The organism is Paenisporosarcina sp. NPDC076907, assembly GCF_050269735.1.
Taxonomy (GTDB): domain Bacteria; phylum Bacillota; class Bacilli; order Bacillales_A; family Planococcaceae; genus Paenisporosarcina.
Window position 1 is genome coordinate 1,110,893 of sequence record NZ_JBNNIX010000001.1, and the last position, 25,897, is coordinate 1,136,789.

Consider the following 25,897-nt stretch of genomic DNA (forward strand, 5'->3'; position numbering starts at 1 on the left):
TTCCATTGCTTCACTTTATCATGTCTAAGCCTACGATTACTCGTTCACCTGATGCTTCATACCAGACTTTTTATTTTCACTTGAAACAAGAATGAATTTCAGCATTTTACACAATCTGACGATATACAAAAACTAAGCCCGGCTTCCTAATTAAAGGAAGTCGGGCTAATTAGACACTGCACGCTTGACGTGTTTATTAATTATTCACAAACACCTAAGAATACGTCTGCCACACATTCAATGCCACAGAAGCAATTCAAGTCTACGGTAATACAGCTGCTTGAAAGTCGGAAATCACGCACTTTACAGATTTTACGTAAATCTAATTTGTCACCACAGTCATTTAACAGGTCTACTTCTTTGTGATGATAATCCAAAGGCTCCAATACTCGAAGCGTTGCACAGCAACCATCGAATATTTCTTCTACACGGAAGAATACAGAGAAGCAATCACAGTCTTTGCGATCAGTATCGCGGAAGAAAGCTTTGAAAGGTGTACCATCTTTCGTCAAAAGCATGAATACGCGAGTATCAGCTTGATGACGAGAAGGACTTACTAATCCACCAAGTGGTTCCAAGAAGCAATTCGTTGGACATACCGGACAGTCGTTGTCCGTTGCTTGATCTTGAATGTCTTTAATTGCACGAACTACATCACAAATGCAATGATCTTTCTTTTTGATGCTATGAACGGATGATGATGATGATTCCAAGTTACGCCCACATCCCATTTTTTTTCACCTCGCTCTCTTTCAGATTCTTTATACAATATGTCGATTGTGAACGATGGTCAGGGCGCGTAACCAATTTATACATAAACTTTTGAAATAACATCATACTAGGATAAAAGGTGAATTGAAAATGAAAAAATTCGGACTGTTGAGCTGTATGTTATTGCTATTGGCAGGGTGTTCTGACGAAGAACCGCAAGTATCCATTTATCATGTGGATGATGATCAAGAAGAAGTGGAAATGCTCAAAGAAGTCTTTCATGACAATAAGAAAATAAGTGAAGCATCGGGTGTGTTTTTTGATCATCAACTGGTGGTTTCCTTACAAGTAGCACCTTTGTCGAAATTCAGCAAAGAAAAAATTGCCAATTCAATTGAAAAAGAAGTGAAATCACTATTTCCAAACCATGAGGTGTTTGTATCCAGTGATTTAAAAATTACTTGGGAACTGAAGAAAATCATTGAAAAACAACCGACAGAAGATGCTTTGAAGAAAGATTTAGATAAACTGAGAGCATTGGCAAAGGAGAATACGTAATGGATCCCAATTCATATCAACAAACAGTGGACGAGATTGCACCGAAACGTCCCGTACTAAAGAACTGTATGAAAGCATTTCTAACAGGCGGAATCATCTGTTCAGTTGGTCAAATGATTTCATATTTGTATATGTACTTTTTTTCATTTACGGAGAGAACGGCCAGTAATCCGACCGTCGCAACAATGGTATTTATATCGATGCTTTTAACTGGATTCGGCATCTATAAAAAAATCGGTCAGTTCGGCGGGGCGGGTTCAGCTGTACCTGTAACTGGATTTGGTAATGCCGTGATTTCGGCTGCAATCGAACATAAATCAGAAGGTTTTATTTTAGGGGTCGGTGTCAATATGTTTAAACTTGCAGGACCTGTCATTGTTTACGGTACTTTCTCAGCGTTTGTTGTGACCCTTATTAAAACGATTCTGGTTAAAATGGGGGTGATTTCTTGGTAAGGAATTCGCGAACATATCAGTTTGCTTCAAAGCCAAGTATCGTTTCGACGGCCGTTTCTGTTGGTCCACTTGAAAAAGAAAGTCCCTTTCATCCCCATTTTGACCATGTTTATGAAGATGAACGTCTTGGCCAAGAAACGAACGAAAAAGGTCATTCCCAGTTAGTAGAGGATACGTGTAATTTGGCCATTATGAAAGGCGGCTTGCAACTTTCGGATATCGATGTGTTCCTTGGAGGAGATTTGGTCAATCAAATGACACCAACAAATTTTGCGGCACGCCAGCTTGCTACTCCATACATGGGGATGTTTTCTGCTTGTGCAACAAGCATTTCTTCTCTTATTACAGCGAGTTTTTTTCTTGAAACAAAGCAAATGGACCGAATTTTATTTGGTGCAGCCAGCCAGCATAATGCGGTTGAGAGACAGTTCAGATATCCAATTGAATACGGCACACAAAAGCCCCCGACAGGCCAATGGACCGTTACTGGAGCAGGTTATGGTGTTCTATCCCACCATCAAGCCGATAAACCATTTGTGCAATCAGCCACTATTGGTCAAGTTGTGGATTGTGAATGTACGGACCCACTTGATATGGGAAGTGCAATGGCACCAGCGGCATTTGATACAATTCAGCGGCATTTAGCACAAAATAAAGGAACTTCTTATGATTTGGTTATGACAGGAGATCTCGGGAAGAATGGTTTTGCCATCTTAAAAGAATTAATCAAAACTAGTGGAGTTTCTTCTTTCCTTGTTGATCAATATCGCGATGCTGGATCTGAATTTTATGGGAATAATGATAAATTTTTATCTGGTGCGAGTGGAGCGGGTTGTTCTGCAACTGTCTATCTAGGACCCATTTATGCAGAATTATTAGCGAAACAATATAAGAAAATTTTACTGGTAGCTACTGGTGCTTTATTATCCCCACTGTCATTTCAACAGGGCGAATCGATCCCGTGCATCGCCCATGCTGTTGAATTGTCAATGGAATGAGGTGACAATATGATCTTTTCAGTCATTACTGCATTTATCGTTGGTGGACTCATTTGTGTTGTGGGACAACTTCTATTTGATGTGGCGAAATTAACGCCCGCGCATACATTAAGTTTATTAGTAGCCATTGGTTCTGTTCTAGATGGGTTTGGCTTATATGAGCCTTTCATCGATTTTGCAGGAGCAGGAGCAACGATTCCCATTACTTCTTTTGGTAATTCCCTTACACATGGTGCTATGCAAGAAGCAGAAAAACATGGTTTTATCGGTGTTTTAACTGGTATGTTCGAAGTGACAAGTTCCGGTATCAGTGCTGCCATTATATTCGGTGTAGTTGCAGCACTCATTTTCAGGTCCAAAGGCAAAGTGTCCTGAGCAAAATGCCCTCTTCTTTAAAACCCATTCGCATATTCTAGTTCGAATGGGAAGGGAGGGAATCGTATGTGCGGAGGTAATAATCCTTGCGGTGGTTATCCACAAATGTATCCAGCTGGTGCTCCTTATCAAGGGTCAACATTTATCCTCATAGTTGTACTATTCATCCTATTAATCATCGTAGGGAGTAGTTTCATTACGATAGGAGGGGAATAAATGCACGACTCATTTTTTAAGAAGATCGAGCAAAAAACGGGTGTTTCGATGGACGAAGTTTTCACATTAGCGAATGCAATTCAGCATGCTGATTTTTCAGATGAACGCCAAGTGAAAAAAATCGTTCGAAAAGTTTCCAAAATTGCTGGAAAACAGATTTCAAGCGATTTCGAAGACCAAATTGTTAAATCTGTTGTTCAAAAAGGAAACAAGCTAAATCTAAATGAGATAGCTAACATGATGAACCAAAGAAACGAATAAATAAAAGCACTTGTTCAAATTGAACAAGTGCTTTTTTTATAATTCTTTTTGCATGGCACGATGAGGGATACCCGCGTCCATAAATTCAGGTGAGGTAATTTGATAAAGGAGTTTTTCATAAAAAGGTACGGCATAAGACTGTGCATTTAGTTTAACGGTCGCTAAATTAGCCTCTTTCGCATAACTTTCCATCGTTTCCATCATCAAATTACCTAAATGCTTACCACGATATTGAGGCAAGATGCAGACACGTTCCACTTTTGCAACACCTGGTTCAGGTTCTCGAATACGACCGGCACCTATCGGCATTTCATCATCATACGCCACGAAATGAACAGCAGATTGATCATATTCATCCATTTCTAAATGAATGGGAACATCCTGCTCATCCACAAAAACTTTTTGACGAACAAAGAACGCATCTTCAAGTTCTTTTGGTGATTCCACTCGTTTGGTCGTAATCAAATTAATTTTCAGCCCCAGTCAAACGGAATGTTTCGTAAACCGTCCAAGAGCCATCTTCAAGTTGATAAAGCAAATGTAAACGATCGATTATTTCTTCGTGATCGACTCCAACCATTTTTAATTGACCATAAATATCGTCATGTTCACCAGACGACATTTTTTGTGCAATCGTAATATGTGGGACAAATGCATATTCAGCTTTGCCACCCAATTCTTCGGAATGTAAATCTTCATGAAGCTTAAGCAATTCTTCAGTTGGTTCTACTTTGAAGTAAATTGCATTCGTAACTGGTGAAAACGAACTAACGCGCGTTGCGTGTAATTTGAGGGGTTTGTGACGTTTAGCTACGTTGCTGATGCTTGTTGAAAGTTGTTCAATTTCAGTGTCACTTGCTTCAAACACGCCCTTGACCGTCATGTGAGGCGTGATGAGTGCATAATGTGGATCATAACGTTTACGGTATGAGTTTGCCAAATCTTGTAGTTTTTTAGATGGGAATGCAACGACTCCATATTTCATCCTAAAAACCTCCTTTATAGTTGAGTATTACATACTTATAGTATAGCAAATTTTCTGGATAAGACCTCATTTGACGATTAATGTCCAAAATTCATTTTAATCGCACGCTTTAAATCCGGTTGCCAATGCTTCCAAGTATGGTCTCCTTCAAATTCGTCATAGAACAACGAAAATCCTTTGTCTTTCATCAATGAATTTAAAACCCGGTTAGGTTCCAGGAAGTTTTCAGTTTCACCATTGGCTAGATTTACTACATCCTCGCCCGTACCAATAACATGGTAAACCGAAAATGAATGCGGAGTCCGGACATTTTCAACTTTTGCTAAAACCTCATCATTGACCATCGGGGAGTGTAAGAGAACTTTTCCGAAAATATTGGGGTATTTCACAGCGGCGAGAAGAGAAACGGTTGCTGCCAATGAGTCGCCAATCAATGCTCGTCCCATCCCGATTTGATAGGTTGGATAAGTTAGATCTAAATAAGGAACGAGCTCATGTGCAAGAAAACGCAAGTAAGCATCATGTTGCTCACCGGATGGGTGATATTTGCGACGGCGATCTTCCACGTTTTTGTAAGGGACACCAACAATGATTATATTTTCAATTTCTTTATTTTCGAGTAACTCATCCGCAACACGGGACATTCTTCCCAATTGGAAGTAATCTTTTCCGTCAGAAGCAATTAAAACTGTATATTTATAAAGTGGTGAATAATTTGCTGGTATATAAATCAGCAGTTGCATATCTTCTTGTAAGGCGTCACTAAATAGCTTAACGTCTTGAATTGTACCTTTAGACAACGGATTTACCTCCTCTACATCTTGCTAAAGAAATTGTACCATACTGCAGTTGGAAGGTATAATTATGAATATTGAAAACAACACGAAACGAATGAAACGGAGATGGCATAATGGATCGAAATGGATTACGCGTACATTCACAACAAGTAATTGACGCTACTAAACAGGCTTTGGAACGTCGAGGGGTTTCCATTGAAGAAATCGCAAAAATCGTTTATGAAATGCAAATCGCGTACAATGTGGGTCTTACATTGGAACATTGCATCGAGTCAGTTGAAAGTGTATTGAAAAAGAGAGAAATGCAACATGCCATATTAGTAGGCATTGAGCTGGATGAATTGGCCGAAAAGAAAATGCTTTCAGCGCCATTACAACAAATTGTTGAAGCGGATGAAGGTTTATTTGGTGTAGATGAAACGATTGCGTTGGGCTCTGTATTTACATATGGAAGTATAGCCGTCACTACATTCGGTCACTTGGACAAGAATAAAATAGGTATTATTAAAAAGCTGGATACAAAAATCGGTGAAGGCGTTCACACGTTTTTGGATGATCTAGTAGCGAGTATAGCTGCTTGTGCTTCTTCACGCATTGCACATAGAACTCGTGATTTGGAAGAACATAATGAAACATTTGCCGACATCGAACCGGAAGAAACAGCTCCAGAAACAAAAATTGAAGGAACAACGACCTGAAAATTGTGCATTTCCCAATCGGTTTGATAATATACATTACCTTGTTTGTCATCCAGTTTGAAACACGTGATAAAAAACATGATATGAATAAAGCAATGCCAACCGTTTAAGATATTATGACTATCAACCGTTGAAGATGAAAAATCATCTTCAACGGTCTTTTTGATGAAAACGGAACATTTTAATGTCGTTCTTGCAAAAATGAATATGATTTAATGTCTATGGACAAGCTAATGATGAATAGAATAAATGAATCCATTAACATCAACAGGAGGCGTTTAAATGGAAGATCGACTCATTGAAAGCTTAGGACAATATTTCGTGTATCATAAAATTAGAGAACGCTATGGTCTTACGTTTGAGCAATTTATTGAGAAGTGGGAACGTGGCGTCTGGAGAGCATAACGAAAAAGAAGGAAGCGTCATCTCGAACAAGGTGATGCTTTTTCTTTTAAAATATTAAACATAAACACACACTTAGCATAATATACATAGTGGGGGATAAGAAGATAACACGAAGTAAAGGGTTGACTTCTTTTTTTTATTCTTGTAATATACCCCTATAGGTATTAAATTACCTTTCACAATTTAAAGGAGGAATACAATTATGAATGCAGATAAATTTTTGGACGCTAAAGGATTGGCTTGTCCAATGCCGATCGTTAAAACTAGAAAATCAATGAAAGAACTGGAAAGTGGGCAAGTACTGGAAATTCATACAACAGACAAAGGTGCTGTCAATGATTTAACAGCTTGGGCTAAATCAGGTGGCCATGAAATGCTACAACATCTAGAAGAAAATGATGTACTTAAGTTCTGGATTAAAAAAGCGTAATTTTTTTAACAATAAATATACCTATGTAGGTATATTATAATTTCAAAGGAGAGATAAAATGACTGAACAGAAAAAAACTACCATTGTTTTATTCAGTGGAGATTACGATAAAGTAATGGCGGCATATATCATTGCAAATGGTGCAGCTGCGTATGATCACGAAGTAACCATTTTCCATACATTCTGGGGTTTGTATGCATTACGTAAAGACGAAAATGTAATGGTTAAAAAAGGATTTATGGAAAAAATGTTCGGCAAAATGATGCCTAGAGGCGCAGATAAGATGGGTCTTTCAAAAATGAACTTTGCTGGTTTTGGACCGAAGATGATCAAAGATGTTATGAAAAAACATAATGCGATGTCTTTACCTAACTTGATTGAAATGGCGCAAGAACAAGACATTAAATTGGTAGCTTGTACGATGACAATGGACTTATTAGGTCTTCAACAAGCGGAGCTATTGGAAAATATTGAATATGCAGGCGTAGCAGCTTACTTGGCAGATGCACAAGATGGCCATGTGAACCTATTCATCTAATAATATAATCGAAAATATATGAGGAGAATTTATTCATGAAAGAAATGACAGCAAAAGAAGTTGAAATGAACGTCACTGAAGGTAAAACATTAAACATCATTGATGTACGTGAAGTGGATGAAGTAGCAGCTGGAAAAATACCGGGTGCAGTAAACATTCCACTTGGATTACTTGAATTTCGCATGAACGAGCTGGATAAATCAAAAGAGTATGTCATGGTTTGTCGATCTGGTGGTAGAAGCGGTCGTGCTACTCAAATCCTTGAGAGCCACGGATACTCAGTTATTAATATGACTGGTGGCATGCTTTCTTACGAAGGGCAAGTACAATAATTTTTTTATGACTATAAATACCCTTGGTGGTATAAATATGGAGGTAATACAATGAATGAAATTAAAGCAAATTTAATTTTAGATGCAAAAGGATTAGCATGTCCGATGCCAATCGTGAAAACTAAAAAAGCAATGACTACTTTAGAAGCTGGGCAAGTTCTAGAAGTTTTGGCTACAGATAAAGGGTCTACAGCGGATATTAAAGCTTGGGCTGGTAGTACTGGTCATCAGTATCTTGGCACTTTGGTAGATGGAGATGTACTTAAACATTACTTAAGAAAGTCCTCGGGTGAGGAAGAGATTGAACGTAAACATCCAAATGTTACAACTAACGAAGAACTACTTACGAAATTACAAAACAATGACAGCATTGTGGTAGTTGATGTACGTGAAGCTGCCGAATATGCTTTCGATCATATTCCAAATGCGCAATCTATTCCAATGGGTGAGCTGGAATCTAGACTAAATGAATTAAATAAAGAAGATGAAATTTATGTAGTATGCCGCACAGGTAGTCGCAGTGATTTCGCTGCTCAAAAATTAGCTGAAAACGGCTTTTCGAACGTAATTAATGTCCTACCTGGGATGAGCCAATGGACTGGAGAAACGAAAAGTATAAGCAATTGATCCTTTACGACAAATTCACAATTAACTAGGAGGAACTAAAATGAGTAAAGTAGCAATTATCGCAAGTAATGGTGGATTATTCGATGCATATAAAGTGTTCAATATCGCAACTGCAGCAGCAGCAACAGACCAAGAAGTAGCTATCTTCTTCACTTTCGAAGGATTAAATTTGATTCATAAAGAAGCAAATCAACAACTGTCAATGCCTGAAGGAAAAGAGCACTTCGCAGAAGGATTTGCTAATGCAAATGTACCAGCTATTCCTGAATTGGTAGCAATGGCTCAAGAGCTTGATGTAAAATTCATCGGCTGTCAAATGACAATGGATGTTATGGGTCTAGAAAAAGAGTCATTTGTTGATGGAATCGATGTCGGTGGAGCTGTTACGTTCCTTGAATTCGCTAAAGATGCAGAAGTAACATTGACATTTTAATTTTTAGTTATGTTAAAAAATGCTGTTGGAGAAAATGAGTTGGTGCATGATTGCTTACCTCAAATTACGATACACAACAGAATCGTTTAACATAACTTAATTTTTAATCTCAAAAATACCATAGGGGGTAAAAATGGATGACAGTAATAGCAATGACTTCAAAAGAAGTTACAACTAAAGTATTTAATAAAGAAAAATTGTTTGTTTTAGATGTCCGTAACGAAGGTGACTTTCAAGATTGGAAAATTGAAGGTGAAAACTTCAGTTATTTAAATATCCCATACTTCGATTTATTAGATGGGGTGGAAGAGATCATGAATGAACTTCCTTCTGATCAAGAAATCCTGGTAGTGTGTGCCAAAGAAGGTTCATCCATCATGATTGCCGAAATGCTATCGGATGAGGGACTTGAAGTTTCTTATTTACAGGGTGGAATGAAAGCGTGGAGCGAACATTTAGAACCGGTTAAAATCGGCAATTTAGGAAATGGTGGGGAACTTTATCAATTTGTTCGTATTGGTAAAGGATGCTTATCTTATATGGTTGTCTCAAATGGGGAAGCAGCTATTGTGGACGCTACGAGAATGACTGACGTTTATATTCAATTTGCAGAAGGTTTGGGAGCCAAAATTACACATGTGTTTGATACACATCTGCATGCTGATCATATTTCTGGTGGACTCACAATTGCTCAAAACACGGGAGCAACATATTGGTTACCACCAAAGGATGCAACAGAAGTTATCTTTGAATACCAACCGCTTGAAAATGGAAACGATGTAACAATCGGTCACACAACGATAAATATTCATGCGTTATATTCACCAGGACACACGATTGGATCAACTTCTTTTGTTGTTGATGAAAAATACTTGTTGTCAGGGGATATTTTATTCATCGATTCAATCGGACGACCGGATTTAGCTGGTATGGCAGAAGACTGGGTAAAAGATTTAAGAGAAAGTCTTTACGAACGCTATAGAAAATTATCTGAAGAGCTGATTGTTCTTCCTGCCCATTTCATGATTTTAGATGAATTGAATGAGGATGGCAGTGTGTCTGAAAAATTAGGTACATTATACGCTCAAAATCATGGTTTAAATATTGATGACGAGAACGAATTTAGAAAATTAGTAACTGAAAACTTGCCACCACAACCGAATGCTTATCAAGAGATTCGTCAAACAAACATGGGTATTATCAGCCCGGATGATGAAAAACAGCGTGATATGGAAATCGGACCAAATCGCTGCGCTGTACGTTGATTTGAATTATTGATCAGTGATAATAATTAAAAGGAATCCGCTTGAGGATTCCTTTTCCTTGAAGGAGGAAAAATCATGGATTTAGGATTTATCATTACAATTTTCTTAATTGGATTCGTAGGATCATATATTTCCGGAATGCTCGGAATTGGGGGTTCAATCATTAAATATCCGATGCTCCTGTATATTCCACCCATGTTGGGATTAGCGGCATTCAGTGCACATGAGGTATCAGGAATCAGTGCGGTACAAGTATTCTTCGCTACAATCGGTGGAGTATGGGCGTACCGTAAAGGTGGATATTTAAATAAATCATTAATTCTTTATATGGGTGTCAGTATTTTAATTGGTAGTTTTGTAGGTAGTTATGGTTCGAAATTAATGAGTGAAGATGGAATTAATTTGATTTACGGTATTTTAGCGGCTATTGCAGCTGTTATGATGTTTATTCCTAAAAATGGAATAGACGATATTCCGCTTAATCAAGTGAAATTCAATAAATGGATTGCTGCTTCACTTTCTTTAATCGTTGGTATTGGAGCGGGTATTGTAGGAGCTGCAGGAGCGTTTTTATTAGTTCCCATCATGCTGGTTGTGTTGAAAATTCCTACTCGAATGACGATTGCATCATCATTGGCCATCACATTTATCTCTTCAATCGGAGCTACGGTTGGTAAAGTAACTACTGGACAGGTTGATTATTATCCAGCAGCTATCATGGTTGTAGCCAGCTTGATTGCTTCTCCACTTGGCGCAATGGCAGGGAAAAAGATGAATACAAAATTATTGCAAGTTATTCTAGCTGTATTGATTCTCGCTACTGCAGTGAAGATTTGGATGGATATCTTATAAGTTAACAGTACCTAATGCTTGTATCGGGAAGAAGGGGTTGAAATGGCCAACAAAAAATTTGTTTTTTTTGTATCATTAAGCTCAAATGCGATCAATGTATTAAAACAAGCAATTGACATGATTGACCAAAACAATGAAGTGGCGATATTTTTTGACTTGGATGGCGCAAGAATATTGGATCGAAGGTACTTAAGAAAGCTCGATCGTACACATGGTGCGGATTTAGCTCAATTATTAACTTTGGCGAGTCAATTGGGGATTAAACTGTATGGTTGTCAGATGAATATCTTGATTGCAGATGGGTTGGAATTGGTTGATGGTGCTGAACTCGCAGGAGTCGTTACTTTTTTAGAGTCAGCTTATCAGGCAGATGCCGTACTGAGTTATTGAGAGGGGTACAAATGATGGAACCAAAGAAAGTAGTTGTGTTAGCTCTTCATGACGCGTTAGAATCTGCTTACCCTCCGTTGAATATTGCTGTCGGGGCCGCTTCTTCTGGTGCTGACGTCATATTAGCTTTTTCGAGGAAAGGTGTTAATATTTTGGATGAAAAGTATATTCCAGTCCCTTCTGAAGGGATTGAGTATCTTTCTAATGCTTTTAATGATTTTAATGCACCATCTATTTATGAATTGCTTGAAATTGCTGTCGAAACAGGCGTGAAATTGTACGTAGTGGATCTGGATCTAAAAGAAGATACTCACTTTTTATATCCTGCTGATCAAGTACCAATTAAATGGGTGTTAAATGAAGCAGTTTCAGCAGATATATTTGTACATTTTTAATGAAAATGGAATGGGGCTGACTAGCATTGTTAGAATTAGTCAGTTTACTAGGTTTAAAAAGAAAAGGTAATGATCGCGATCACCATCTAAAATAGTTTTTATCCTCACTCATAGGAGTGAGGGTTTTTTATTGGATAAAAAATGTTGAAATAGAAGTTTAATACAAAGAAAAAAGCATCACCTCATAAGAGATGATGCTTTTTTTGGAAGAATCTTTCGTTCCTTAAAGATTCTCGTGGGTTTGGCACCCAATAATCCCGACTAGGTTTGAACTTGCAATCTCCTCTTCCAGTCCTGGTTAAGAAGTAAAACAATCGTTATTATTGGAAGTCAAATCATCGTTTAACAATACTAAAGAAGTATAGCACGGTAGGCGGGATAACGCAATACCATAATTATCCGAAAATAATAGTTTCAAAGTTTTATCGTCATAAAAACAAAAGGAATGGAATTTATTAAAATAGTTAATTACAGAAATATCCAACATGGTATAATGTTGGATAATAATATAAATTGCTGGTGTGAGTTGATAGGTAAAAACAAATTGTTAAATGAATACATGATTTTATCAAAAAAGTGGGGTGAAACCAATGTTCTGGCTACCGATTTTTTTAGTGCTTGTTTCTGGAATTTTTATGGCTGAAGTAGGAAAGAGAGGGATAGCTGGTTTTAGCTTAATCATAGTTCTGGTTCATACGATTATTGTAAGGTTAGCTTTTTGGGATCACTCGCTCTTGTGGATGATTCTTTTTTTAACTGTCCAGTTGTGGGCCTTGTTCGTCGTAACCTTATTCCAACGCAATCGTTGGAGACGGTTCGAAAAACTAGGTAGCGATTAAAGTCTCACCTGTGTTGAAATTGTTCAGAGCTTTATAAATCTTTATTCTGAGGTTGCAATTAATCAAATGAATACATCTAAGACAGAATTGAAGCGATTAGAAAAATATCCCAAAATGTGAAACCAATCATCAGTTTTAACCGTAATTAAGTTAATGAATGTAACTATTACTAAGGAGGGATTCATCATGTTCATAAAAAAAGCAGGTGGCATTTTACTCCTGTTGGCTTTGTTTCTAACTGGTTGTTCGGAGCAGAAGATTGAAGTAGCATCGGTTGAAGATCCAAATATCGAAACGATTAAAAAGTACTTAGAAATTGAATTTAATGGACCGGATGAAAGAGCTATACAAGTACGAAATGACATGTTCGAAGAGACGACTGATTCTGAAAAGACTGGAATAGAGCAGTATACAGATTACATGAATGAAACCTTTAGCCCTTTTGTAGAAGAAGAGGAAATTCAAGAGTTAATTTTAAAAAATCATGTATACACATATCATTATCTAGCAGATGAAATCGGATACACGTTCAATGCCGATCAAATCCAGATTGAGCAACAAGAAAGTTTTGAGCGGAACTATGACTATAAAGTAGATGTAACGTTTGGCAAAGAAGGGGAGAAGAACTTCGCAACACTGACCGGTTTCGTCACAATGTCTGAGAACGGTAGAATCAGTGGAATCAAGAGCTTAAGTGATAGTGGATTCTATCAAGAGATGATCAGAATTTCCAACGTGGGTCGCGATAATGGAGATCTCGCTTGGGGAATTCTCCAGGAGCAGTTTGGCAGGACCGATCATAAGCTGAATAAGTTGTGGTCTGGTTCAAAAAATCCAATGGATAATAAACCACTTGTGGAGTATTTAAATAAGAAATATAGTACCTTTTCAAAGGATGGATTGGAAGATTTTGTTACCTCATTCGGGTTTGTCTATCCAGCCATTGCCGCTGAAAATGGATATGAATTGAGCGTTGGGGATATTGAAGTTCAGCAAGATGAAAATGAACCGACAAGCTATAGCACCTCGGTCGTCGTTCATTATAAAAAAGAAGGCGGCGAACAAATGAACGCTATCGTTAAGGGGATTGCAAAGATTAATGATGCAGTGGAAAAATTAGAAATCTTGGATGACGGCGGTTTGAAAGAAGATTTGCAAAAATGAGTGTATAGGTATTCTAAAGGGGAAATTGTTGCCTGCGAACAAAATGCGGACAAATCATAAAACTTAAGTAATCGGTTAAATGGAATACAAAAAGAAAGAGCCTTTAAACGTTGATGTACCAACGTTTAAAGGCTCTTTTAAATAATGATCCCGACTGGGCTCGAACCAGCGACCTCCACCCTGTCAAGGTTACGGAGTATAAAACAATCGGAAGTATCAGCGTCAAAACCACGTTACGCAAGCGTTGAGTCTACGTTTGTTAGCGTAGTATATCACGATAATACCCTCCCCGCAATATCACGTACCTCAACCGTATGAGTACCCTATTCTTTCGCTAACAATATGTATTTTAAACTTTCTAAGCTGTTCTTACCTTCTTTTGCTTCTTACTATCATTATAATTACCCCATATAACTACTGCCGTTACTATTAGTAACATTAAAAACCAGTGCTTTCCAAAGTCAACAATTGTTCCTACAATTAATAATAAAGGTATACCTAAAAAGTTTATTGTAGCTAAACAGAAATATAATAAATAATTAATACCACTATTATCTTTTAGTGATTTTTTAAAACTTACTCCAGTTCGCGCCATAACCATAAAGGCTAACATCATTACAGCGAAATTTACTAATTCCCAAAAGATATCATGTCCACTATAAATATCATGATTTTTTGTGGATATAAAAAGTTCGATAGTAATTATTCCTAGCCCTAAAGATGAAATCGTCCCTAAGGTTTGAAATGTAACCTCTTTTTTCATATCATCAACCTTTCATTCTTTCTGATATGTATTTTATTCTGAAGTTATGGTTTAAATAACCAGTATTGCAGGGAAAAAGTATCAAACAAGGAAATAGAGGTTAGATATTGGATAGGAAAAGATGCGATTTAGGACTTAAAGTCTTAACCACTTAAAGGAGGAATATTGCATGAAATACGATGAACTAACGGAAGAAGCTAAACGTGCATCAGAACGGAATATACACGACCGCATAAAGGATACACCGGAGTATGAAGCGTTCTTAAAGGCGTTGTTTGCTTCGTTGTCATCACGGTATGAGTTCGATGAAGATGGACGTATTATCGATGACAAAAGTCAAACTTGACAAGCTAATAATATACGACGATACCGACTCCGATTTTAGCGCTGGAGTCCGATTGCTAAATACGTTATAAATCGGCGTCAATGTAACATCCGTGGGAAGTCGAACTAAAATGCGGACTATTGCGAACCGCCCGCGTTCATTATCGTAGGATATCTTATAGAAGAAACGCCAATTAACGAATGTCGTATTATGGGCGGTTTCAGCGTTAGTAAGCTTTAGTTTTAGAGTTATAACGTGTTACAAATTCGCCCATTTCACGGGGTAAAAACATCAGAGTACACCGGACTATATGCAGCGTTTTGTGGCGGTAAATATCGGTAATTTATCGGACTTTTACGACGTTCATGCTATCGAAAACGGGCGTTTTTATCAGACGGATGCCAGCCGCGCGCGAACCTGCCAACACTTTGCGTAATTGTCACGATTGTATAAACAATTCCGAATCGTCGATACAATTGTAGTCAATTCTGTTATGCAATCGATATGTATAAAGCATACATTCGCTAATGTTAACATTCAGCTTTTTCGATATTATTATAGTAGAAACGCTGAATCGTTCGTGTCCAAATGTTACCACGTAGCCGGATCATAGGGGTTCATTTTCGTTAGGCAAGGCGTTCACCAGGTATCACCCTCCAAAAACCACGGGGTTCGCGAATGTATGCTAATACCTATTTTCATACGTTAGGAATCGCATTAAATCGCCACTTAGTTGTTGATGCTTATTCGAATGTATGGTATTGTGATAATAACGATATAAGCATACTACGAAATGGGGCGTATTCGATGGCATATTACGGCGCAAAGAAAGGCGATTTAACCAACGTTCAGCCACTACGGACAATGAAGGATATAACGGAAATGATTGAGGCGTTAGGTCGAGCGCCAAAGACTGCGGCGAGGAACGTTCTCTTATTCAAGATAGGCGTATCAACCGGACTTCGGATCAGTGACATCGTGAAGCTACGAGTAGCCGACGTTAAAGGTAAGTCGTCATTCAAGATACGCGAGGGCAAGACATCGAAGGAAAGAACGGTACATCTTAACGCAATCATGGCGGACATAGCCGACTACACTGCCGATATGGACAACGACAGCTACCTGTTTGCTTCTCGTAAAGGTGACGGTCATATCACGACAACGCAAGCATATCGCATTCTAACGGGTGCTGCCGATATGATTGGACGTACTGACATCGGTACTCATACGATGCGTAAGACATTCGGCTATCACTACTACAAGCGCACGCACGACGTTGTAACGCTAATGAATATCTTTAATCATGCGGATCAATCGACTACGAAGCGTTATATCGGCATCACAGACGAAGAAGTTGGCGACTCACTGAAAGACTTCCGTTTATTTTAAAAGTAACTTTCGAGGGCATGACCGCAAATGGTCGTGTCTTTTTACTCGTTTATATTTGTATAAATATTGCATAGAGTTGCATACGATTTGTGTTAATTGTATAAACAATTCGACAACTCAAACACGAATTGTTTCCGGCGGACAAACAATTTAAATTATTTACCCCGGGGGGCATCGGAATTTCAAAAACGAATCGCCTTGTACCTTTTACTTGCGAGCAAATTTTTATCACTTAGGGGTTAACGTTTTCAGTCGGTCGCCATACGTCTTGACTTTCGAAATAGCCGTTTCATCCCGAAAAAAATTCGCGAAATATAAAAATCACTTTGAGGTATTACAACGGCATTACTTTCGCGATAATGCCCCGTTATCGTACTACCGGGGCATTACAACGGAAGTCAACTAAGTTCAGCGATTAAATAAACAGGTTTACAAACGGCATTAAGCGGAATTATTGTAGTTATAAGGAGGTAATTTTATGTCGCGTAGGAAGATTTATCCTTCGTTGTTAAAAGAAATCATGTCGTTAACTGGCCGTAATGTGGTTGAAAAGATATCCTTCGACCAAGCAGTAGAAAACTTTCTCGACTACTGCGTAATTAAAGGATTATCCGAATGGACGATAAAGAGTTATGCGAAGGAGTTAAAGCAAATTCGATTGTCACTCGTTGATAGCGACGCAGATTTGACCGATATCAAGAAACTTACAACGGAATACTTCGAAAAATTCATCGTTAACCAAGTAAATATCGGAAGAAACCGCAATACAATTAACGCACGAATTCGAGCAGCTAAAACGTTTTTCAATTTTTGCGTGAAGAAGAAATACATACGTAAGAATCCGGTTGATCCAATTGAGCGGTTAAAAGTTCGGCATGTCGTTGGTGACACGTTTACTAAGCAACAGGTAGCGAAATTATTAAAAGCACCGGATATCACTCGGTTCACTGGACTTCGAGATTATACGATTTTGTTGACGTTTTTACACACTGGAATCCGTCTTTCGGAGTTAGCAGCGATTCAAATACAAGACGTGATATTAACGGATAAATCTCTAAATATACAAAGAGCAAAGAACGGATTCGGACGTAGAATTCCGTTAACTAAGCAATTGTGTGACGTGTTAAATGCGTATATGAAAGTACGGGGACACGTCGCCAAAACAAACGCATTGTTTATTACCGAAAACGAAACACCTATAAGTATTCGGCAAATTCAATATCATCTTCGTGAATACGGAATTAAAACAGGGATTAGCGATCAAGTGCAGGTAAGTCCACACACATTCCGTAGAACGTTTGCGAAGAATAAGATTCAAGCAGGAGTAGATGTATTCACTGTGCAAGCGTTGATGGGCCATAGTGATCTGTCAATCTTAAAGAAGTACGTATCAATTTACTCGAAGGATTTAGATGGCGCAATCGAGCGTGGTATTGATTAAAAATAACATATTTTGAAACTTTTACCTGTTTTTATCGTATAGTTAAGAAACCAAAGGGGGAAACGAAATGAAAAGAATCGTAATGTTAATCGGTATGGCTATATTGTTGGCGGTAATGAGCGCATGCGGTAACGGTGGGGGATCGTCAGCTACAACGGCAGATGTCGTGCAACAGTTTAAAGATGACGGATTAGAACTCGGGGAAACATCGGACTTACCGAAGAAAGAGTTCGGGAATATGCGTAAGGAAGGAACGCGCATATTAATTCCGTCAATTGGCGATGATGCAGGCGGTCGTATCTTCCTATTCGATAACGAAAAGGACTTAGCGAAAGCGAAAGCATACTACGATGACCTGGGCGACGCCGGATCGATGTTCTATTCGCATACGCATCAAGCCGGAAACTTCTTATTACAAATGAGCGGCGATATGAGTGACGAGGATTTCCAAAAGTACGCCGATTCGTTAGACAAAGTGAAATAATTAAAAACGAGCCTTTCCCTAGCGGAGAGGTTCATTTTTTTGCTTTTTATTTTAGACGTACAAGCATTATTTATCACATACATACATAACTTACGTAGAAACGCTTTTCGGTAATTAAGTTAAATCGTAAATGCAGAATAAAGGAAAGTAGTCACGGAAAAAGTGTTCCTGATCGTGTTCCAGTTTAAAATCCACGTCACGACAAGTATCGGGAACTGAAATTCTCAATCGTATCTAGGGTTAATCGACTGTTTTGAAGGTTCTCGATTGGCGGAACTCTATTATTATAGATAACCCTCCGTGGCGTGAGACATTATGAAAGGATGGTCGAATGATTTTCGAAATAATCTCGACGGGAATTATGGGCGGAATTGCTTTAAAAGCATTTGCGAAGAAGAACGGGTTAGCGACAAATGATAGCGCTAAAATTCAACGCATCATATCGTTATCCGGTTTAAATGTGAAAGACGGCAAGGACACGTTGACAACGCAGCTAATCCGAAAGAAAGAGCACGAATGGGGATGGGAATACAAGTACCGCATACCGCTAGGGCGTTCTTTCGACGATTATGTGAGCAAACAACGCGCGCTGGAAGACGGTTTAAATAATAGGCGCCATCGGATTACAGTGAACGACTTGAAATCGCTTCAGCTAGACGCAAATATCATCGACAACGTTAAGGCGTTAATGGATAAGAAACTCACGGAGAAGAAGGAACTCGAACTATCGTTTGACGGTCTTTTGACTCTACGTATTTACAACGAGCCACTCGCGAAGGAAGTCGCATTTAAATCAGGCGAACGTTGGCAAGTACCGGTAGGCATTACGCGAGGACTAAACGAATTCCGCTATCACGATTTCGAGCGCATACCGCACTTAGTATTAGGCGGTGCAACTAGATACGGTAAAAGTAACTTCATAAATTCGATGATTACGAGTTTACTTCAGAGTCAACCGGATTACGTTAAGTTGTTTCTTATCGACTTAAAAGGCGGTATCGAATTATGTGACTACGAGAATATCAAGCAGACAGTATCGATTGCCTACGAGCCATCAGAGGCGCTAGAAACTTTACAAGCTGCATACGACCTTATGCGTGAAAATCAAGGTAAAGTGCGGTCACTCGGTAAGAAAAACGTCCAGGAAGCCGGAATCAAAGAACGTTGCTTCGTGATTATCGATGAAGTCGGCGAACTCAATCCGGCAGAGGCAACTAACAAAGAAGATAAGGCGCTTAAAATCCAGTGTCAGACGCTTATGTCGCAAATAGCGCGGTTAGGGGCGGGTCTAGGATTCCGTCAGATACTCGCGACTCAATATCCGACTGGCGATGTAATTCCGCGTCAGTGTAAGCAGAATTCCGACGCAAAGTTATCATTCCGTGTTCAATCGGCAACAGCGTCAAGGGTTGTACTGGACGAAACTGGCGCGGAAGACTTACCGCAAATCGTAGGTCGCGCCATTTATCAGACTGCCGCAGGACGTGAAATACTGCAAACACCATTGATTACCTCCGATATTATTCAGACGACACTTGCGCCTTATATCGTGAAAAAGGAGGTGCCGACGGTTGAGAAAGCGATTGAGCAACCGCGACGAACGGATACTGTTACTTTTGAAACGCTTTGACTTCTTAACGCGGGATCAGTTAAATCGTTATTTTAAATTCGGTACGGTTCGGAACACAAATAAAATACTCGAGCGCTTATCGCCTTACCTTTTAAGAATACGCGACGGTTATCAGTCCGTTTATTATCTAAGCAAAGACGGGCGTGAATACGTTGGCTGCGAGAAGATACGCAAAAAGGGCGGTCACGTCCAGCACGCAATAATGCGTAATGAATATTGGTTATTTGTCGCGTGTCCTCCGGATTGGAAAAACGAAGTCAAAGTATCTGACGGAAGGGCGACCGTTATCGTCGATGCGATGTTTATGAAGCAACTGCAATATCACTTCTTAGAAGTCGACAACAGCCAGCAGATGAAAGAGAACCGCATTAAAATCGCACGATATAAAGAACTGGCGCAGAATGGATTGATAGCGCAAAAGCTAGGTCATTTTCCGACGGTTGTATGGCTTACTACTACGGAATTGAGACGTAAGCAACTACAAGAGGTGTGCGGCGGATTGCCAAACGTGAAAGTGTATACGATTAACGAACTCAAATAAAGGGAGGAAAAAGTTTGTTTAAGAAGAGAATGAAAATCGAGGTTGTTCCCGAAAGCCAATATACAGACTTCTCGGATCGCATGGACGAAAGTAAATACGCTACTAAGAGAACGATAATCGCTGCAGCTTTACCTTTAGCCGTAGCCATACCGATAGTCGTCAGCAAGTTAACCGTTAGCACCGATACGTATACCGCCACAAGCATACCGGTCGCCGCAGCCATCCAAGCACCGCCGCCAATACCGGTACCACAAACCGCCGTCGATGTAATCGCACAAACACCGGTTGAACCCGCCCTTAACGCACTCGCACAAAATCCATCGTATATGCCCGTGTCATCGCCCGAATTTATTCAGACCGGTATCATCGCTGACAAATCGCTCGAAGCACTCGCGAATGTTATGCAGCCCTTAATTGATATTCTTGTTGCGGTGAGTTTTCCGATTGCTAGCGTAATTATGATTGGCGCATGTTTCTTCTTTATGTTCGGTAACTCCGAAAAGGCGTGGTCAATGATTATGAATGCCGGACTAGGATACGTATTAATACAGATGTCACCGTTATTCTTACAGATGTTGCGCGTAGTCGGTGAATCCGTATAAATAAAAAGAACGCCCTGCGCTCATTACGAGTTCGGGGCGTTTATGATTTCGCTAGATAAACGGTTAGTAGTTCCTCCGTTCGATTACGCAGACGTACGTTGAGATACCGACGATGGTGCTCGTATCCTTTAAAGTAAAACGTATAGGACGTCGTAGTGCCGTCGTTGTTGTCGCGCGTAATTTTATTATTATGCTGGCGCATGTATTGCTTCGTTTCTTTAAGATCGTTCTGAGCTGCTTTAATTGCACCGTCGATTAAATTCAGATACGGCCGCGGTAACTTTACGTCTAATTGCTCGAATTTAACTCGGTCGTGTTCCAGGACAGTAAGTACCATCGGTAAATAAATCATTCTTTCAAAGTAAGGCAAACTCTCTTCGGGAATTAACATCGCAATACCTCCGCATATAAAAATCGCCCAAACTCGCAAGGAGAAAGGGCGTCTTCTTATTCTTCTATTGTAAGAACTTCGTTAAAGTCCGTAATTTCAAGACCGCGCATAACAAGTAGTAAATTCTTTTTACTAATCGCTTCTTTATTGTTTCTATATAAATCGCTGATCGTCGCAGGACGTAAAGTTACGCCGGTCTTCTTTTGTATTTCTTGCGCCAGTTGTATCTGCGTAGTGATTCCGCGAGCATTTGCAGCCTTATCTATAGTCAGTTTAATAGTAATTTTAGACACTCCCTTCGTACATTCCTTTTATATAGTATGCACCACAATTATGTATTTACGCAATTACATAAAATAAATTAAATTTTATTCTATTTAGGCCTTTACATACATAAAGTACGGTGATATAGTAATAATAGAATTACGTAATACGGTAATAACGTAAAACTAAAAGGAGTTGAGCGAATGAAAAAAATCACTTTGCAACATACGGACTTCGATCCGGTCACAAACGAAATATGTTCCGACACTGAACAAGGTTACTTGCTAACGCCTCATATCGTGCTTTATAGCGGTCCAACAGGATTTGGCTTTCATTGCTTCGAGGAAGCTATCGCCGACGATCAGTCGACAGTCAAGACGGATACTTCGTGCATAATCGATATTAGCATTTCGGGTGCAAGCGTTGAAGGTATCAACCTGGCGAAGTTAGCCACGATGACAGTCGCAGAACTCGCGAAAACTTTAGCAGCGCAAATACATTAATCGGAGGTAGTCGGAAATGAAGGTGATACGAAGCATTAGTGAATACTTCCTAGCGGATGCAGACGAAGAAATACCGGTAAGTGAACTATGTTGGTTTTACGTCCCTTACATCCTTGTTGCAATAATCGTTTTATTGACGGCACTTTCAATCTAAAATTCGGAGGCGATAAATATGGAAAACATCAACCTACAATTAATTTCGGCAAAGGACGTACTACTGGCAGGTCTACAAAAACGAATCGAAGTCATCGATACGGATTGGAATGAAACGACCTACACGCTACCAATCGTTGAGGGCGTAACTGTTGATTTATACGAAGAAAGTGAGCAAGGGGTATTGCGTATCGACGACCAATACTTCGAATTCTTACTAACGGAAGAAATGGCGCAAATCTTGATTGACTGGGATTCAGTGAAGCCAGCGGAATTATTTAGCGCACTACATCGCAATCGTTTCCAATTTAAAGTAGCTATCGCTGTATAAAGAAAAAAGAATCTAAAAGCAGGCGGTGAGAATTAATGAACAAATTAGAAAAGCTGAAAAAGCAAGCGGAGGATCTTTACGACGTTATCAAACGGTCGCAGAAGGAAATAGATAACCCGGCATTAGTAACGGGCATTCTTAGCGAGTTGACCATGTTTATTGACAACGTAGAAGACGAGGAGTAATCAGACGTTATAGCATAAATAAAACCGTTGGCGCGGTTAGATAAATTATAGACGGGGATGAATCGAGTGTCGGGCGTGTTTATATAGGAATTAGGGGCGTACTTGGCGGACGCTTCTTTTTTGCGTTCAATGTTGCAATTCGTAAGTTTACGGGTCTATACCGTAATAAGAGCGGAAAACTTTCGTAATAAATGTCGCAATCTGCATGAGAAAATGGGGCAGATGTAGTAGGGGGCGAAAGTTAATGTCGCAAATGCTTAAATTTGTTGTCTATAAAGTAATAAGAACGGAAAAACTTACGCACTCGATATCGCAACTATCCGCTATGAACTCGCAGTAGTAAGTAAGGGAGGAAATTTTGTCGCCATTTTTTAAGCCGTTAGTTGCCTATACATTATGAGAAAAACTTTTTACCTTTAGGTTGGGAAAAAGACGTTTTCGGCACCAGTAAAGTGAAAGGGTACTTTCTTTCAAGTTTTACGTTGTTAGTTGCCTTTACATTATAGATACCTACATTTTAGCCGTATTTCTATCTTATTTTTTGAATAGGTAAATATCTACCTACATTTTCCGCGAATTGTTGCCCTTAAAGAGTAGAGGAACCCATTTTATTGGTGAGTTTCTATCTTATTTTATGAAGAGGTAATTTACTTACGCGAGAAAATTTACTGAAATTACGTTAATTACACTGTTAAAATCATCGTTTTGCGCCTTACCTTTTGAAGACTGGTGAAAAACACCGCGCTAGTCACCTTAGCATTACGAGAAAAACTTTCGTTGGTGAAAAATACCGTCGCAGATTGCTTTACATTATGAAGGTTAGTATAAAATACCGCGTTTGACGGCTTTACATTATAAGAGGTAATTCCGCCAGTCATTGGCGTTCTTTTTATTTAATCACTTAGTTATAGAAAATTACCACTAAAGGATGTGAAACCATGAACGGTCAGACAATCGCAACGATCCGTAAGTTTTACGGCTTGAACCAGGCGCAGTTAGCCGAACTACTCAACGTTAGTCAGCCATATATCGCGCAAGTTGAAGGCGGTAGCAAGGCAGTAACGCAGTCGTTTATTTATAAAATCACCGCAGCACTCGACTTAACACCGGAGAAGCTACAAGCAATCATCGCAGCAGACACGGAATACAGACGTATGCAAGACGCAATCAAATAAAAGGGGCGGATATGGGTGAGATTATCGAAAAATTTCTTAAGAGGCGAATGTTTATTTTGCGGGTTGGAAATCGGACAAGGCGGAATGTGGTCGACTGCCAAAGGAGATATAGCGTTATGCGGTGATCCCGATTGTATCGACAAACTTATGCACTTTGCGGTAGACGCTTTAAAAGACGGTCACTTAATGGGTGTATCTAAGCGCCAGTTAACGATATGTATGAAAGGCGTAATTACGGATGTTATCGAGCGTAAAGACAAATCGGATAAATACGGCTATTAATTGGCGGTTATTTGTACTTATATCGTTAGCACTTATATAAACGATTATCGTTGGTATTTAACATCTGCGAATGCTTTGCATGAGCCATGTTTTAAGTCGGAACGACAGGCGAAATAATACCTTGCTAACGCAAGTCAATCCGACAAAAAGATGTCGTCTTGAACAATTAAAAACAAAGCTATATTTATTTAAGGGAGACACGCTACAAACCGCGGTATATCAACGTTTTGAAAGAATTCTGCGACGGAATTGTCGCTAAAACGTATGTGGTCTTGCAAAAATCGAGGAGGAATTTAAATGACAGAAATAACGGTAGTCGATTCGGTAATGGGCGCAGGAAAGACGCAATGGGCGATTCAGCACATGAACGAAGCTGGACCGACGGATAACTTCATATTTATTACGCCATTTCTTACCGAGGTCGCACGTATTAAAGAAAGCGTAAAAGATCGTACATTTGTCGAGCCGACGATATTCAATGATACATCGAAGCTAGACGACTTGAAACGTCTAATCGCATCTAATCGCGACATTGTAAGCACGCACGCGCTATTCTCACGCGCTGACGACGAAGTGGTCGAATTACTAGAACAATCGGGCTACACGCTAATTTTAGACGAAGTATTCGACGTAGTGGAAAGCGTATCGATTAAGTCGGCAGATATCAAACGGTTGCAATCGAATGGCGACATCGTAATTAACGAGGATATGCGCGTAGATTGGACAGGCGATTCACACGATAATAGCCGATACCGCGACATTCGAGAACTTGCACAGGCGGGCAACCTCTATTTATTCCGCGGTTCATTCATGGTATGGGCGTTCCCGCCGGCAGTATTCCGAGCGTTCCCTAAAGCAATCGTGCTGACGTATCTGTTTAATTGTCAAATGCAACGTTATTACTTCGATATGTTCGATTTGAAGTACGACTATAAAGGCGTTCAGAAAGTCGGAGATAGATACGAGTTATGTGAACACGATGTAAAACGCGAGAATCGTGCGGAACTATTCGCTTTAATCGAGGTATACGACGGAAAAATGAACGATGTCGGTCGGGGTAAGTTCGAATTAAGTCAAGCGAAGTTGAAGAAATACGACGTAGATACGCTAGACCAAATCAGAAATAATACGGCCAACTTTTTCCGTAGATATGCAGACAACGCTAAGAAAGACGATGTGTACCTTTCGACGCTAAAAGAGGTCGAGTCTTTTGTGACACCGCGAGGTTTTAAAAAGTCGGTCATTCCACACAATGCACGGGCGACAAACGAGTACCAAAAGCGCAGAGCCGTAGCGTATCTGATTAATCGCTTTATGAATCGCGACAAGGCAGCGTTCTTCCAGGACAACGGAATCAGCGTCAACGAAGATTTATACGCAATCAGCGAATTAGTCCAGTGGCTATTCCGTAGCCGTATTCGCAATGGTGAGGCTATTCATGCTTATATACCATCGGAAAGGATGCGTGGATTATTGGAACGTTGGGCGAAATACGAAATATAGGAGGGTTATTCATGCGAATTAAGTACATCGTGTCGCTCGGAGTAGCGCAAGAGTTAATCGCGAAAGGTTATAAGGTCGTCGAGGTAAAACAGTCTAGTCGCGTAGCAGGTCGGGTTGTATTCGGCTTTGAGGACACGGCAGAACTTCGAAAAGACTTCGGTGCGATAACAAATAAGAAGTAACTAGCAACAGCCAAAAAACCACAGAAACG

Annotated in this window: 40 protein-coding genes; 33 read left to right on the forward strand and 7 right to left on the reverse strand. The window is 39.5% G+C overall.

The genetic code is table 11. From position 1 onward, the window contains the following. Positions 1–200 precede the first annotated feature (200 nt). Positions 201–731 (reverse strand): CotY/CotZ family spore coat protein, encoded by a 531-nt coding sequence (locus ACQKEV_RS05290; RefSeq protein WP_427444028.1) that lies wholly within the window; start codon positions 729–731, stop codon positions 201–203. Between the two features lie 130 nt (positions 732–861). On the opposite strand from ACQKEV_RS05290, the gene ACQKEV_RS05295 reads away from it, so the two are divergent. The 6 genes from ACQKEV_RS05295 (at position 862) to ACQKEV_RS05320 (ending at position 3,574) form a co-directional block, all read left to right on the forward strand. Then, a complete protein-coding gene (locus ACQKEV_RS05295; protein WP_427444030.1) occupies positions 862–1,269 on the forward strand; it encodes a YhcN/YlaJ family sporulation lipoprotein in 408 nt (135 codons plus the stop codon). Beyond that, positions 1,269–1,724, forward strand: a complete 456-nt coding sequence (spoVAC, locus tag ACQKEV_RS05300; RefSeq protein WP_427444031.1) for a stage V sporulation protein AC — start codon at positions 1,269–1,271, stop codon at positions 1,722–1,724. The genes ACQKEV_RS05295 and spoVAC overlap by 1 nt, the downstream gene beginning before the upstream one ends. Next, entirely contained in the window at positions 1,718–2,722 is a 1,005-nt protein-coding gene (locus ACQKEV_RS05305) for a stage V sporulation protein AD (RefSeq protein WP_427444033.1), read from the forward strand. The genes spoVAC and ACQKEV_RS05305 overlap by 7 nt, the downstream gene beginning before the upstream one ends. A 9-nt stretch (positions 2,723–2,731) precedes the next feature. Beyond that, positions 2,732–3,097, forward strand: coding sequence for a stage V sporulation protein AE (gene spoVAE, locus ACQKEV_RS05310; protein ID WP_427444035.1), 366 nt, complete (start codon positions 2,732–2,734; stop codon positions 3,095–3,097). A 66-nt stretch (positions 3,098–3,163) separates the two neighbouring features. After that, positions 3,164–3,313, forward strand: coding sequence for a YjcZ family sporulation protein (locus ACQKEV_RS05315; protein WP_427444037.1), 150 nt, complete (start codon positions 3,164–3,166; stop codon positions 3,311–3,313). After that, positions 3,314–3,574 carry a stage VI sporulation protein F gene (locus ACQKEV_RS05320; RefSeq protein ID WP_427444039.1) on the forward strand — a complete coding sequence of 87 codons (261 nt, stop codon included), beginning with the start codon at positions 3,314–3,316 and terminating at the stop codon, positions 3,572–3,574. It begins immediately after the preceding gene. Positions 3,575–3,610: 36 nt separating this feature from the next. Here ACQKEV_RS05320 and ACQKEV_RS05325 read toward each other — a convergent pair whose 3' ends face one another. The 3 genes from ACQKEV_RS05325 to ACQKEV_RS05335 form a co-directional block, all read right to left on the reverse strand. Further along, a complete protein-coding gene (locus tag ACQKEV_RS05325; protein WP_427444041.1) occupies positions 3,611–4,039 on the reverse strand; it encodes a GNAT family N-acetyltransferase in 429 nt (142 codons plus the stop codon). Position 4,040: 1 nt separating this feature from the next. Beyond that, positions 4,041–4,559, reverse strand: coding sequence for a YjcG family protein (locus ACQKEV_RS05330; RefSeq protein ID WP_427444042.1), 519 nt, complete (start codon positions 4,557–4,559; stop codon positions 4,041–4,043). A 77-nt stretch (positions 4,560–4,636) separates the two neighbouring features. Next, positions 4,637–5,359 carry an alpha/beta hydrolase gene (locus ACQKEV_RS05335; protein WP_427444043.1) on the reverse strand — a complete coding sequence of 241 codons (723 nt, stop codon included), beginning with the start codon at positions 5,357–5,359 and terminating at the stop codon, positions 4,637–4,639. A 110-nt stretch (positions 5,360–5,469) separates the two neighbouring features. On the opposite strand from ACQKEV_RS05335, the gene ACQKEV_RS05340 reads away from it, so the two are divergent. The 12 genes from ACQKEV_RS05340 (at position 5,470) to ACQKEV_RS05395 (ending at position 13,724) form a co-directional block, all read left to right on the forward strand. Next, positions 5,470–6,054, forward strand: coding sequence for a phosphatidylglycerophosphatase A family protein (locus ACQKEV_RS05340; protein WP_427444044.1), 585 nt, complete (start codon positions 5,470–5,472; stop codon positions 6,052–6,054). A gap of 282 nt (positions 6,055–6,336) precedes the next feature. Then, on the forward strand, positions 6,337–6,459 hold the full coding sequence (locus ACQKEV_RS05345) for a hypothetical protein (protein ID WP_269925637.1): 123 nt from the start codon (positions 6,337–6,339) through the stop codon (positions 6,457–6,459). Positions 6,460–6,661: 202 nt separating this feature from the next. Continuing rightward, a complete protein-coding gene (locus ACQKEV_RS05350; RefSeq protein WP_427444045.1) occupies positions 6,662–6,889 on the forward strand; it encodes a sulfurtransferase TusA family protein in 228 nt (75 codons plus the stop codon). A 58-nt stretch (positions 6,890–6,947) separates the two neighbouring features. Then, entirely contained in the window at positions 6,948–7,427 is a 480-nt protein-coding gene (locus tag ACQKEV_RS05355; RefSeq protein ID WP_427444047.1) for a DsrE/DsrF/DrsH-like family protein, read from the forward strand. Between the two features lie 35 nt (positions 7,428–7,462). Beyond that, a complete protein-coding gene (locus ACQKEV_RS05360) occupies positions 7,463–7,759 on the forward strand; it encodes a rhodanese-like domain-containing protein (RefSeq protein WP_269925634.1) in 297 nt (98 codons plus the stop codon). A 51-nt stretch (positions 7,760–7,810) separates the two neighbouring features. Further along, complete coding sequence (locus ACQKEV_RS05365; RefSeq protein WP_427444049.1) at positions 7,811–8,386, forward strand: sulfurtransferase TusA family protein; 576 nt, start codon at positions 7,811–7,813, stop codon at positions 8,384–8,386. Positions 8,387–8,426: 40 nt separating this feature from the next. After that, the gene (locus tag ACQKEV_RS05370; protein WP_427444051.1) at positions 8,427–8,819 is read left to right on the forward strand and encodes a DsrE/DsrF/DrsH-like family protein; all 393 of its coding nucleotides are present in this window, start codon (positions 8,427–8,429) and stop codon (positions 8,817–8,819) included. 137 nt (positions 8,820–8,956) lie between these two features. Further along, positions 8,957–10,084, forward strand: coding sequence for an MBL fold metallo-hydrolase (locus tag ACQKEV_RS05375; protein WP_427444053.1), 1,128 nt, complete (start codon positions 8,957–8,959; stop codon positions 10,082–10,084). Between the two features lie 75 nt (positions 10,085–10,159). After that, positions 10,160–10,936 carry a sulfite exporter TauE/SafE family protein gene (locus tag ACQKEV_RS05380; RefSeq protein WP_427444055.1) on the forward strand — a complete coding sequence of 259 codons (777 nt, stop codon included), beginning with the start codon at positions 10,160–10,162 and terminating at the stop codon, positions 10,934–10,936. Between the two features lie 42 nt (positions 10,937–10,978). Continuing rightward, positions 10,979–11,326 carry a DsrE/DsrF/DrsH-like family protein gene (locus tag ACQKEV_RS05385; RefSeq protein ID WP_427444057.1) on the forward strand — a complete coding sequence of 116 codons (348 nt, stop codon included), beginning with the start codon at positions 10,979–10,981 and terminating at the stop codon, positions 11,324–11,326. Positions 11,327–11,340: 14 nt separating this feature from the next. Beyond that, a complete protein-coding gene (locus ACQKEV_RS05390) occupies positions 11,341–11,721 on the forward strand; it encodes a peroxiredoxin family protein (RefSeq protein WP_427444059.1) in 381 nt (126 codons plus the stop codon). A gap of 1,025 nt (positions 11,722–12,746) precedes the next feature. Further along, positions 12,747–13,724, forward strand: coding sequence for a hypothetical protein (locus ACQKEV_RS05395; protein WP_427444061.1), 978 nt, complete (start codon positions 12,747–12,749; stop codon positions 13,722–13,724). Between the two features lie 358 nt (positions 13,725–14,082). Here ACQKEV_RS05395 and ACQKEV_RS05400 read toward each other — a convergent pair whose 3' ends face one another. Continuing rightward, complete coding sequence (locus ACQKEV_RS05400; RefSeq protein WP_427444063.1) at positions 14,083–14,487, reverse strand: hypothetical protein; 405 nt, start codon at positions 14,485–14,487, stop codon at positions 14,083–14,085. 169 nt (positions 14,488–14,656) lie between these two features. Here ACQKEV_RS05400 and ACQKEV_RS05405 point away from each other — a divergent pair, with 169 nt between their 5' ends. The 7 genes from ACQKEV_RS05405 to ACQKEV_RS05435 all read left to right on the forward strand — a co-directional run bounded on the left by ACQKEV_RS05405 (position 14,657) and on the right by ACQKEV_RS05435 (position 20,899). Continuing rightward, on the forward strand, positions 14,657–14,833 hold the full coding sequence (locus ACQKEV_RS05405) for a hypothetical protein (RefSeq protein ID WP_427444065.1): 177 nt from the start codon (positions 14,657–14,659) through the stop codon (positions 14,831–14,833). Positions 14,834–15,490: 657 nt separating this feature from the next. Continuing rightward, the gene (locus tag ACQKEV_RS05410; protein WP_427444067.1) at positions 15,491–16,201 is read left to right on the forward strand and encodes a tyrosine-type recombinase/integrase; all 711 of its coding nucleotides are present in this window, start codon (positions 15,491–15,493) and stop codon (positions 16,199–16,201) included. Between the two features lie 478 nt (positions 16,202–16,679). Continuing rightward, on the forward strand, positions 16,680–17,642 hold the full coding sequence (locus ACQKEV_RS05415) for a tyrosine-type recombinase/integrase (protein ID WP_427444069.1): 963 nt from the start codon (positions 16,680–16,682) through the stop codon (positions 17,640–17,642). 67 nt (positions 17,643–17,709) lie between these two features. After that, on the forward strand, positions 17,710–18,126 hold the full coding sequence (locus tag ACQKEV_RS05420; RefSeq protein ID WP_427444071.1) for a stress protein: 417 nt from the start codon (positions 17,710–17,712) through the stop codon (positions 18,124–18,126). Between the two features lie 742 nt (positions 18,127–18,868). Then, the gene (locus ACQKEV_RS05425) at positions 18,869–19,756 is read left to right on the forward strand and encodes an FtsK/SpoIIIE domain-containing protein (protein ID WP_427444073.1); all 888 of its coding nucleotides are present in this window, start codon (positions 18,869–18,871) and stop codon (positions 19,754–19,756) included. Then, positions 19,698–20,297: a replication-relaxation family protein gene (locus tag ACQKEV_RS05430; RefSeq protein WP_427444075.1), complete on the forward strand. Its 600-nt coding sequence runs from the start codon at positions 19,698–19,700 to the stop codon at positions 20,295–20,297. Before ACQKEV_RS05425 ends, ACQKEV_RS05430 begins: the two co-directional genes overlap by 59 nt. Positions 20,298–20,311: 14 nt before the next feature. Further along, positions 20,312–20,899, forward strand: a complete 588-nt coding sequence (locus ACQKEV_RS05435; RefSeq protein WP_427444077.1) for a hypothetical protein — start codon at positions 20,312–20,314, stop codon at positions 20,897–20,899. Positions 20,900–20,939: 40 nt separating this feature from the next. Here the strand turns inward: ACQKEV_RS05435 and ACQKEV_RS05440 are convergent, their stop codons facing one another. Continuing rightward, a complete protein-coding gene (locus tag ACQKEV_RS05440; protein WP_427444079.1) occupies positions 20,940–21,290 on the reverse strand; it encodes a hypothetical protein in 351 nt (116 codons plus the stop codon). Between the two features lie 56 nt (positions 21,291–21,346). Then, a complete protein-coding gene (locus tag ACQKEV_RS05445; protein ID WP_427444081.1) occupies positions 21,347–21,583 on the reverse strand; it encodes a hypothetical protein in 237 nt (78 codons plus the stop codon). A 174-nt stretch (positions 21,584–21,757) separates the two neighbouring features. Between ACQKEV_RS05445 and ACQKEV_RS05450 the strand changes: the two genes are divergently transcribed. The 8 genes from ACQKEV_RS05450 to ACQKEV_RS05485 all read left to right on the forward strand — a co-directional run bounded on the left by ACQKEV_RS05450 (position 21,758) and on the right by ACQKEV_RS05485 (position 25,868). Continuing rightward, on the forward strand, positions 21,758–22,057 hold the full coding sequence (locus ACQKEV_RS05450) for a hypothetical protein (protein ID WP_427444083.1): 300 nt from the start codon (positions 21,758–21,760) through the stop codon (positions 22,055–22,057). A gap of 16 nt (positions 22,058–22,073) precedes the next feature. Further along, positions 22,074–22,211 carry a hypothetical protein gene (locus ACQKEV_RS05455; protein ID WP_427444084.1) on the forward strand — a complete coding sequence of 46 codons (138 nt, stop codon included), beginning with the start codon at positions 22,074–22,076 and terminating at the stop codon, positions 22,209–22,211. Between the two features lie 18 nt (positions 22,212–22,229). After that, positions 22,230–22,541 (forward strand): hypothetical protein, encoded by a 312-nt coding sequence (locus ACQKEV_RS05460; RefSeq protein ID WP_427444086.1) that lies wholly within the window; start codon positions 22,230–22,232, stop codon positions 22,539–22,541. Positions 22,542–22,576: 35 nt separating this feature from the next. Beyond that, positions 22,577–22,726, forward strand: coding sequence for a hypothetical protein (locus ACQKEV_RS05465; protein WP_427444088.1), 150 nt, complete (start codon positions 22,577–22,579; stop codon positions 22,724–22,726). 938 nt (positions 22,727–23,664) lie between these two features. Continuing rightward, the gene (locus tag ACQKEV_RS05470) at positions 23,665–23,901 is read left to right on the forward strand and encodes a helix-turn-helix domain-containing protein (protein ID WP_427444090.1); all 237 of its coding nucleotides are present in this window, start codon (positions 23,665–23,667) and stop codon (positions 23,899–23,901) included. 15 nt (positions 23,902–23,916) lie between these two features. Continuing rightward, positions 23,917–24,183: a hypothetical protein gene (locus ACQKEV_RS05475; protein WP_427444092.1), complete on the forward strand. Its 267-nt coding sequence runs from the start codon at positions 23,917–23,919 to the stop codon at positions 24,181–24,183. Between the two features lie 297 nt (positions 24,184–24,480). Continuing rightward, a complete protein-coding gene (locus tag ACQKEV_RS05480; RefSeq protein ID WP_427444094.1) occupies positions 24,481–25,686 on the forward strand; it encodes a DEAD/DEAH box helicase family protein in 1,206 nt (401 codons plus the stop codon). Positions 25,687–25,697: 11 nt separating this feature from the next. Next, a complete protein-coding gene (locus ACQKEV_RS05485) occupies positions 25,698–25,868 on the forward strand; it encodes a hypothetical protein (protein WP_427444096.1) in 171 nt (56 codons plus the stop codon). Positions 25,869–25,897 lie beyond the last annotated feature (29 nt).

Coding starts and splice junctions, on each gene's coding strand:
- ACQKEV_RS05320 (WP_427444039.1), top strand. CDS start 3,314: ATGCACGACTCATTTTTTAAGAAGATCGAGCAAAAAACGGGTGTTTCG.
- ACQKEV_RS05390 (WP_427444059.1), top strand. CDS start 11,341: ATGGAACCAAAGAAAGTAGTTGTGTTAGCTCTTCATGACGCGTTAGAA.
- spoVAE (WP_427444035.1), top strand. CDS start 2,732: ATGATCTTTTCAGTCATTACTGCATTTATCGTTGGTGGACTCATTTGT.
- ACQKEV_RS05345 (WP_269925637.1), top strand. CDS start 6,337: ATGGAAGATCGACTCATTGAAAGCTTAGGACAATATTTCGTGTATCAT.
- ACQKEV_RS05440 (WP_427444079.1), bottom strand. CDS start 21,290: ATGTTAATTCCCGAAGAGAGTTTGCCTTACTTTGAAAGAATGATTTAT.
- ACQKEV_RS05405 (WP_427444065.1), top strand. CDS start 14,657: ATGAAATACGATGAACTAACGGAAGAAGCTAAACGTGCATCAGAACGG.
- ACQKEV_RS05420 (WP_427444071.1), top strand. CDS start 17,710: ATGAAAAGAATCGTAATGTTAATCGGTATGGCTATATTGTTGGCGGTA.
- spoVAC (WP_427444031.1), top strand. CDS start 1,269: ATGGATCCCAATTCATATCAACAAACAGTGGACGAGATTGCACCGAAA.
- ACQKEV_RS05360 (WP_269925634.1), top strand. CDS start 7,463: ATGAAAGAAATGACAGCAAAAGAAGTTGAAATGAACGTCACTGAAGGT.
- ACQKEV_RS05460 (WP_427444086.1), top strand. CDS start 22,230: ATGGAAAACATCAACCTACAATTAATTTCGGCAAAGGACGTACTACTG.
- ACQKEV_RS05370 (WP_427444051.1), top strand. CDS start 8,427: ATGAGTAAAGTAGCAATTATCGCAAGTAATGGTGGATTATTCGATGCA.
- ACQKEV_RS05450 (WP_427444083.1), top strand. CDS start 21,758: ATGAAAAAAATCACTTTGCAACATACGGACTTCGATCCGGTCACAAAC.
- ACQKEV_RS05330 (WP_427444042.1), bottom strand. CDS start 4,559: ATGAAATATGGAGTCGTTGCATTCCCATCTAAAAAACTACAAGATTTG.
- ACQKEV_RS05315 (WP_427444037.1), top strand. CDS start 3,164: ATGTGCGGAGGTAATAATCCTTGCGGTGGTTATCCACAAATGTATCCA.
- ACQKEV_RS05385 (WP_427444057.1), top strand. CDS start 10,979: ATGGCCAACAAAAAATTTGTTTTTTTTGTATCATTAAGCTCAAATGCG.
- ACQKEV_RS05290 (WP_427444028.1), bottom strand. CDS start 731: ATGGGATGTGGGCGTAACTTGGAATCATCATCATCATCCGTTCATAGC.
- ACQKEV_RS05355 (WP_427444047.1), top strand. CDS start 6,948: ATGACTGAACAGAAAAAAACTACCATTGTTTTATTCAGTGGAGATTAC.
- ACQKEV_RS05350 (WP_427444045.1), top strand. CDS start 6,662: ATGAATGCAGATAAATTTTTGGACGCTAAAGGATTGGCTTGTCCAATG.
- ACQKEV_RS05295 (WP_427444030.1), top strand. CDS start 862: ATGAAAAAATTCGGACTGTTGAGCTGTATGTTATTGCTATTGGCAGGG.
- ACQKEV_RS05395 (WP_427444061.1), top strand. CDS start 12,747: ATGTTCATAAAAAAAGCAGGTGGCATTTTACTCCTGTTGGCTTTGTTT.
- ACQKEV_RS05400 (WP_427444063.1), bottom strand. CDS start 14,487: ATGAAAAAAGAGGTTACATTTCAAACCTTAGGGACGATTTCATCTTTA.
- ACQKEV_RS05465 (WP_427444088.1), top strand. CDS start 22,577: ATGAACAAATTAGAAAAGCTGAAAAAGCAAGCGGAGGATCTTTACGAC.
- ACQKEV_RS05455 (WP_427444084.1), top strand. CDS start 22,074: ATGAAGGTGATACGAAGCATTAGTGAATACTTCCTAGCGGATGCAGAC.
- ACQKEV_RS05375 (WP_427444053.1), top strand. CDS start 8,957: ATGACAGTAATAGCAATGACTTCAAAAGAAGTTACAACTAAAGTATTT.
- ACQKEV_RS05485 (WP_427444096.1), top strand. CDS start 25,698: ATGCGAATTAAGTACATCGTGTCGCTCGGAGTAGCGCAAGAGTTAATC.
- ACQKEV_RS05470 (WP_427444090.1), top strand. CDS start 23,665: ATGAACGGTCAGACAATCGCAACGATCCGTAAGTTTTACGGCTTGAAC.
- ACQKEV_RS05365 (WP_427444049.1), top strand. CDS start 7,811: ATGAATGAAATTAAAGCAAATTTAATTTTAGATGCAAAAGGATTAGCA.
- ACQKEV_RS05415 (WP_427444069.1), top strand. CDS start 16,680: ATGTCGCGTAGGAAGATTTATCCTTCGTTGTTAAAAGAAATCATGTCG.
- ACQKEV_RS05340 (WP_427444044.1), top strand. CDS start 5,470: ATGGATCGAAATGGATTACGCGTACATTCACAACAAGTAATTGACGCT.
- ACQKEV_RS05410 (WP_427444067.1), top strand. CDS start 15,491: ATGTATGCTAATACCTATTTTCATACGTTAGGAATCGCATTAAATCGC.
- ACQKEV_RS05380 (WP_427444055.1), top strand. CDS start 10,160: ATGGATTTAGGATTTATCATTACAATTTTCTTAATTGGATTCGTAGGA.
- ACQKEV_RS05480 (WP_427444094.1), top strand. CDS start 24,481: ATGACAGAAATAACGGTAGTCGATTCGGTAATGGGCGCAGGAAAGACG.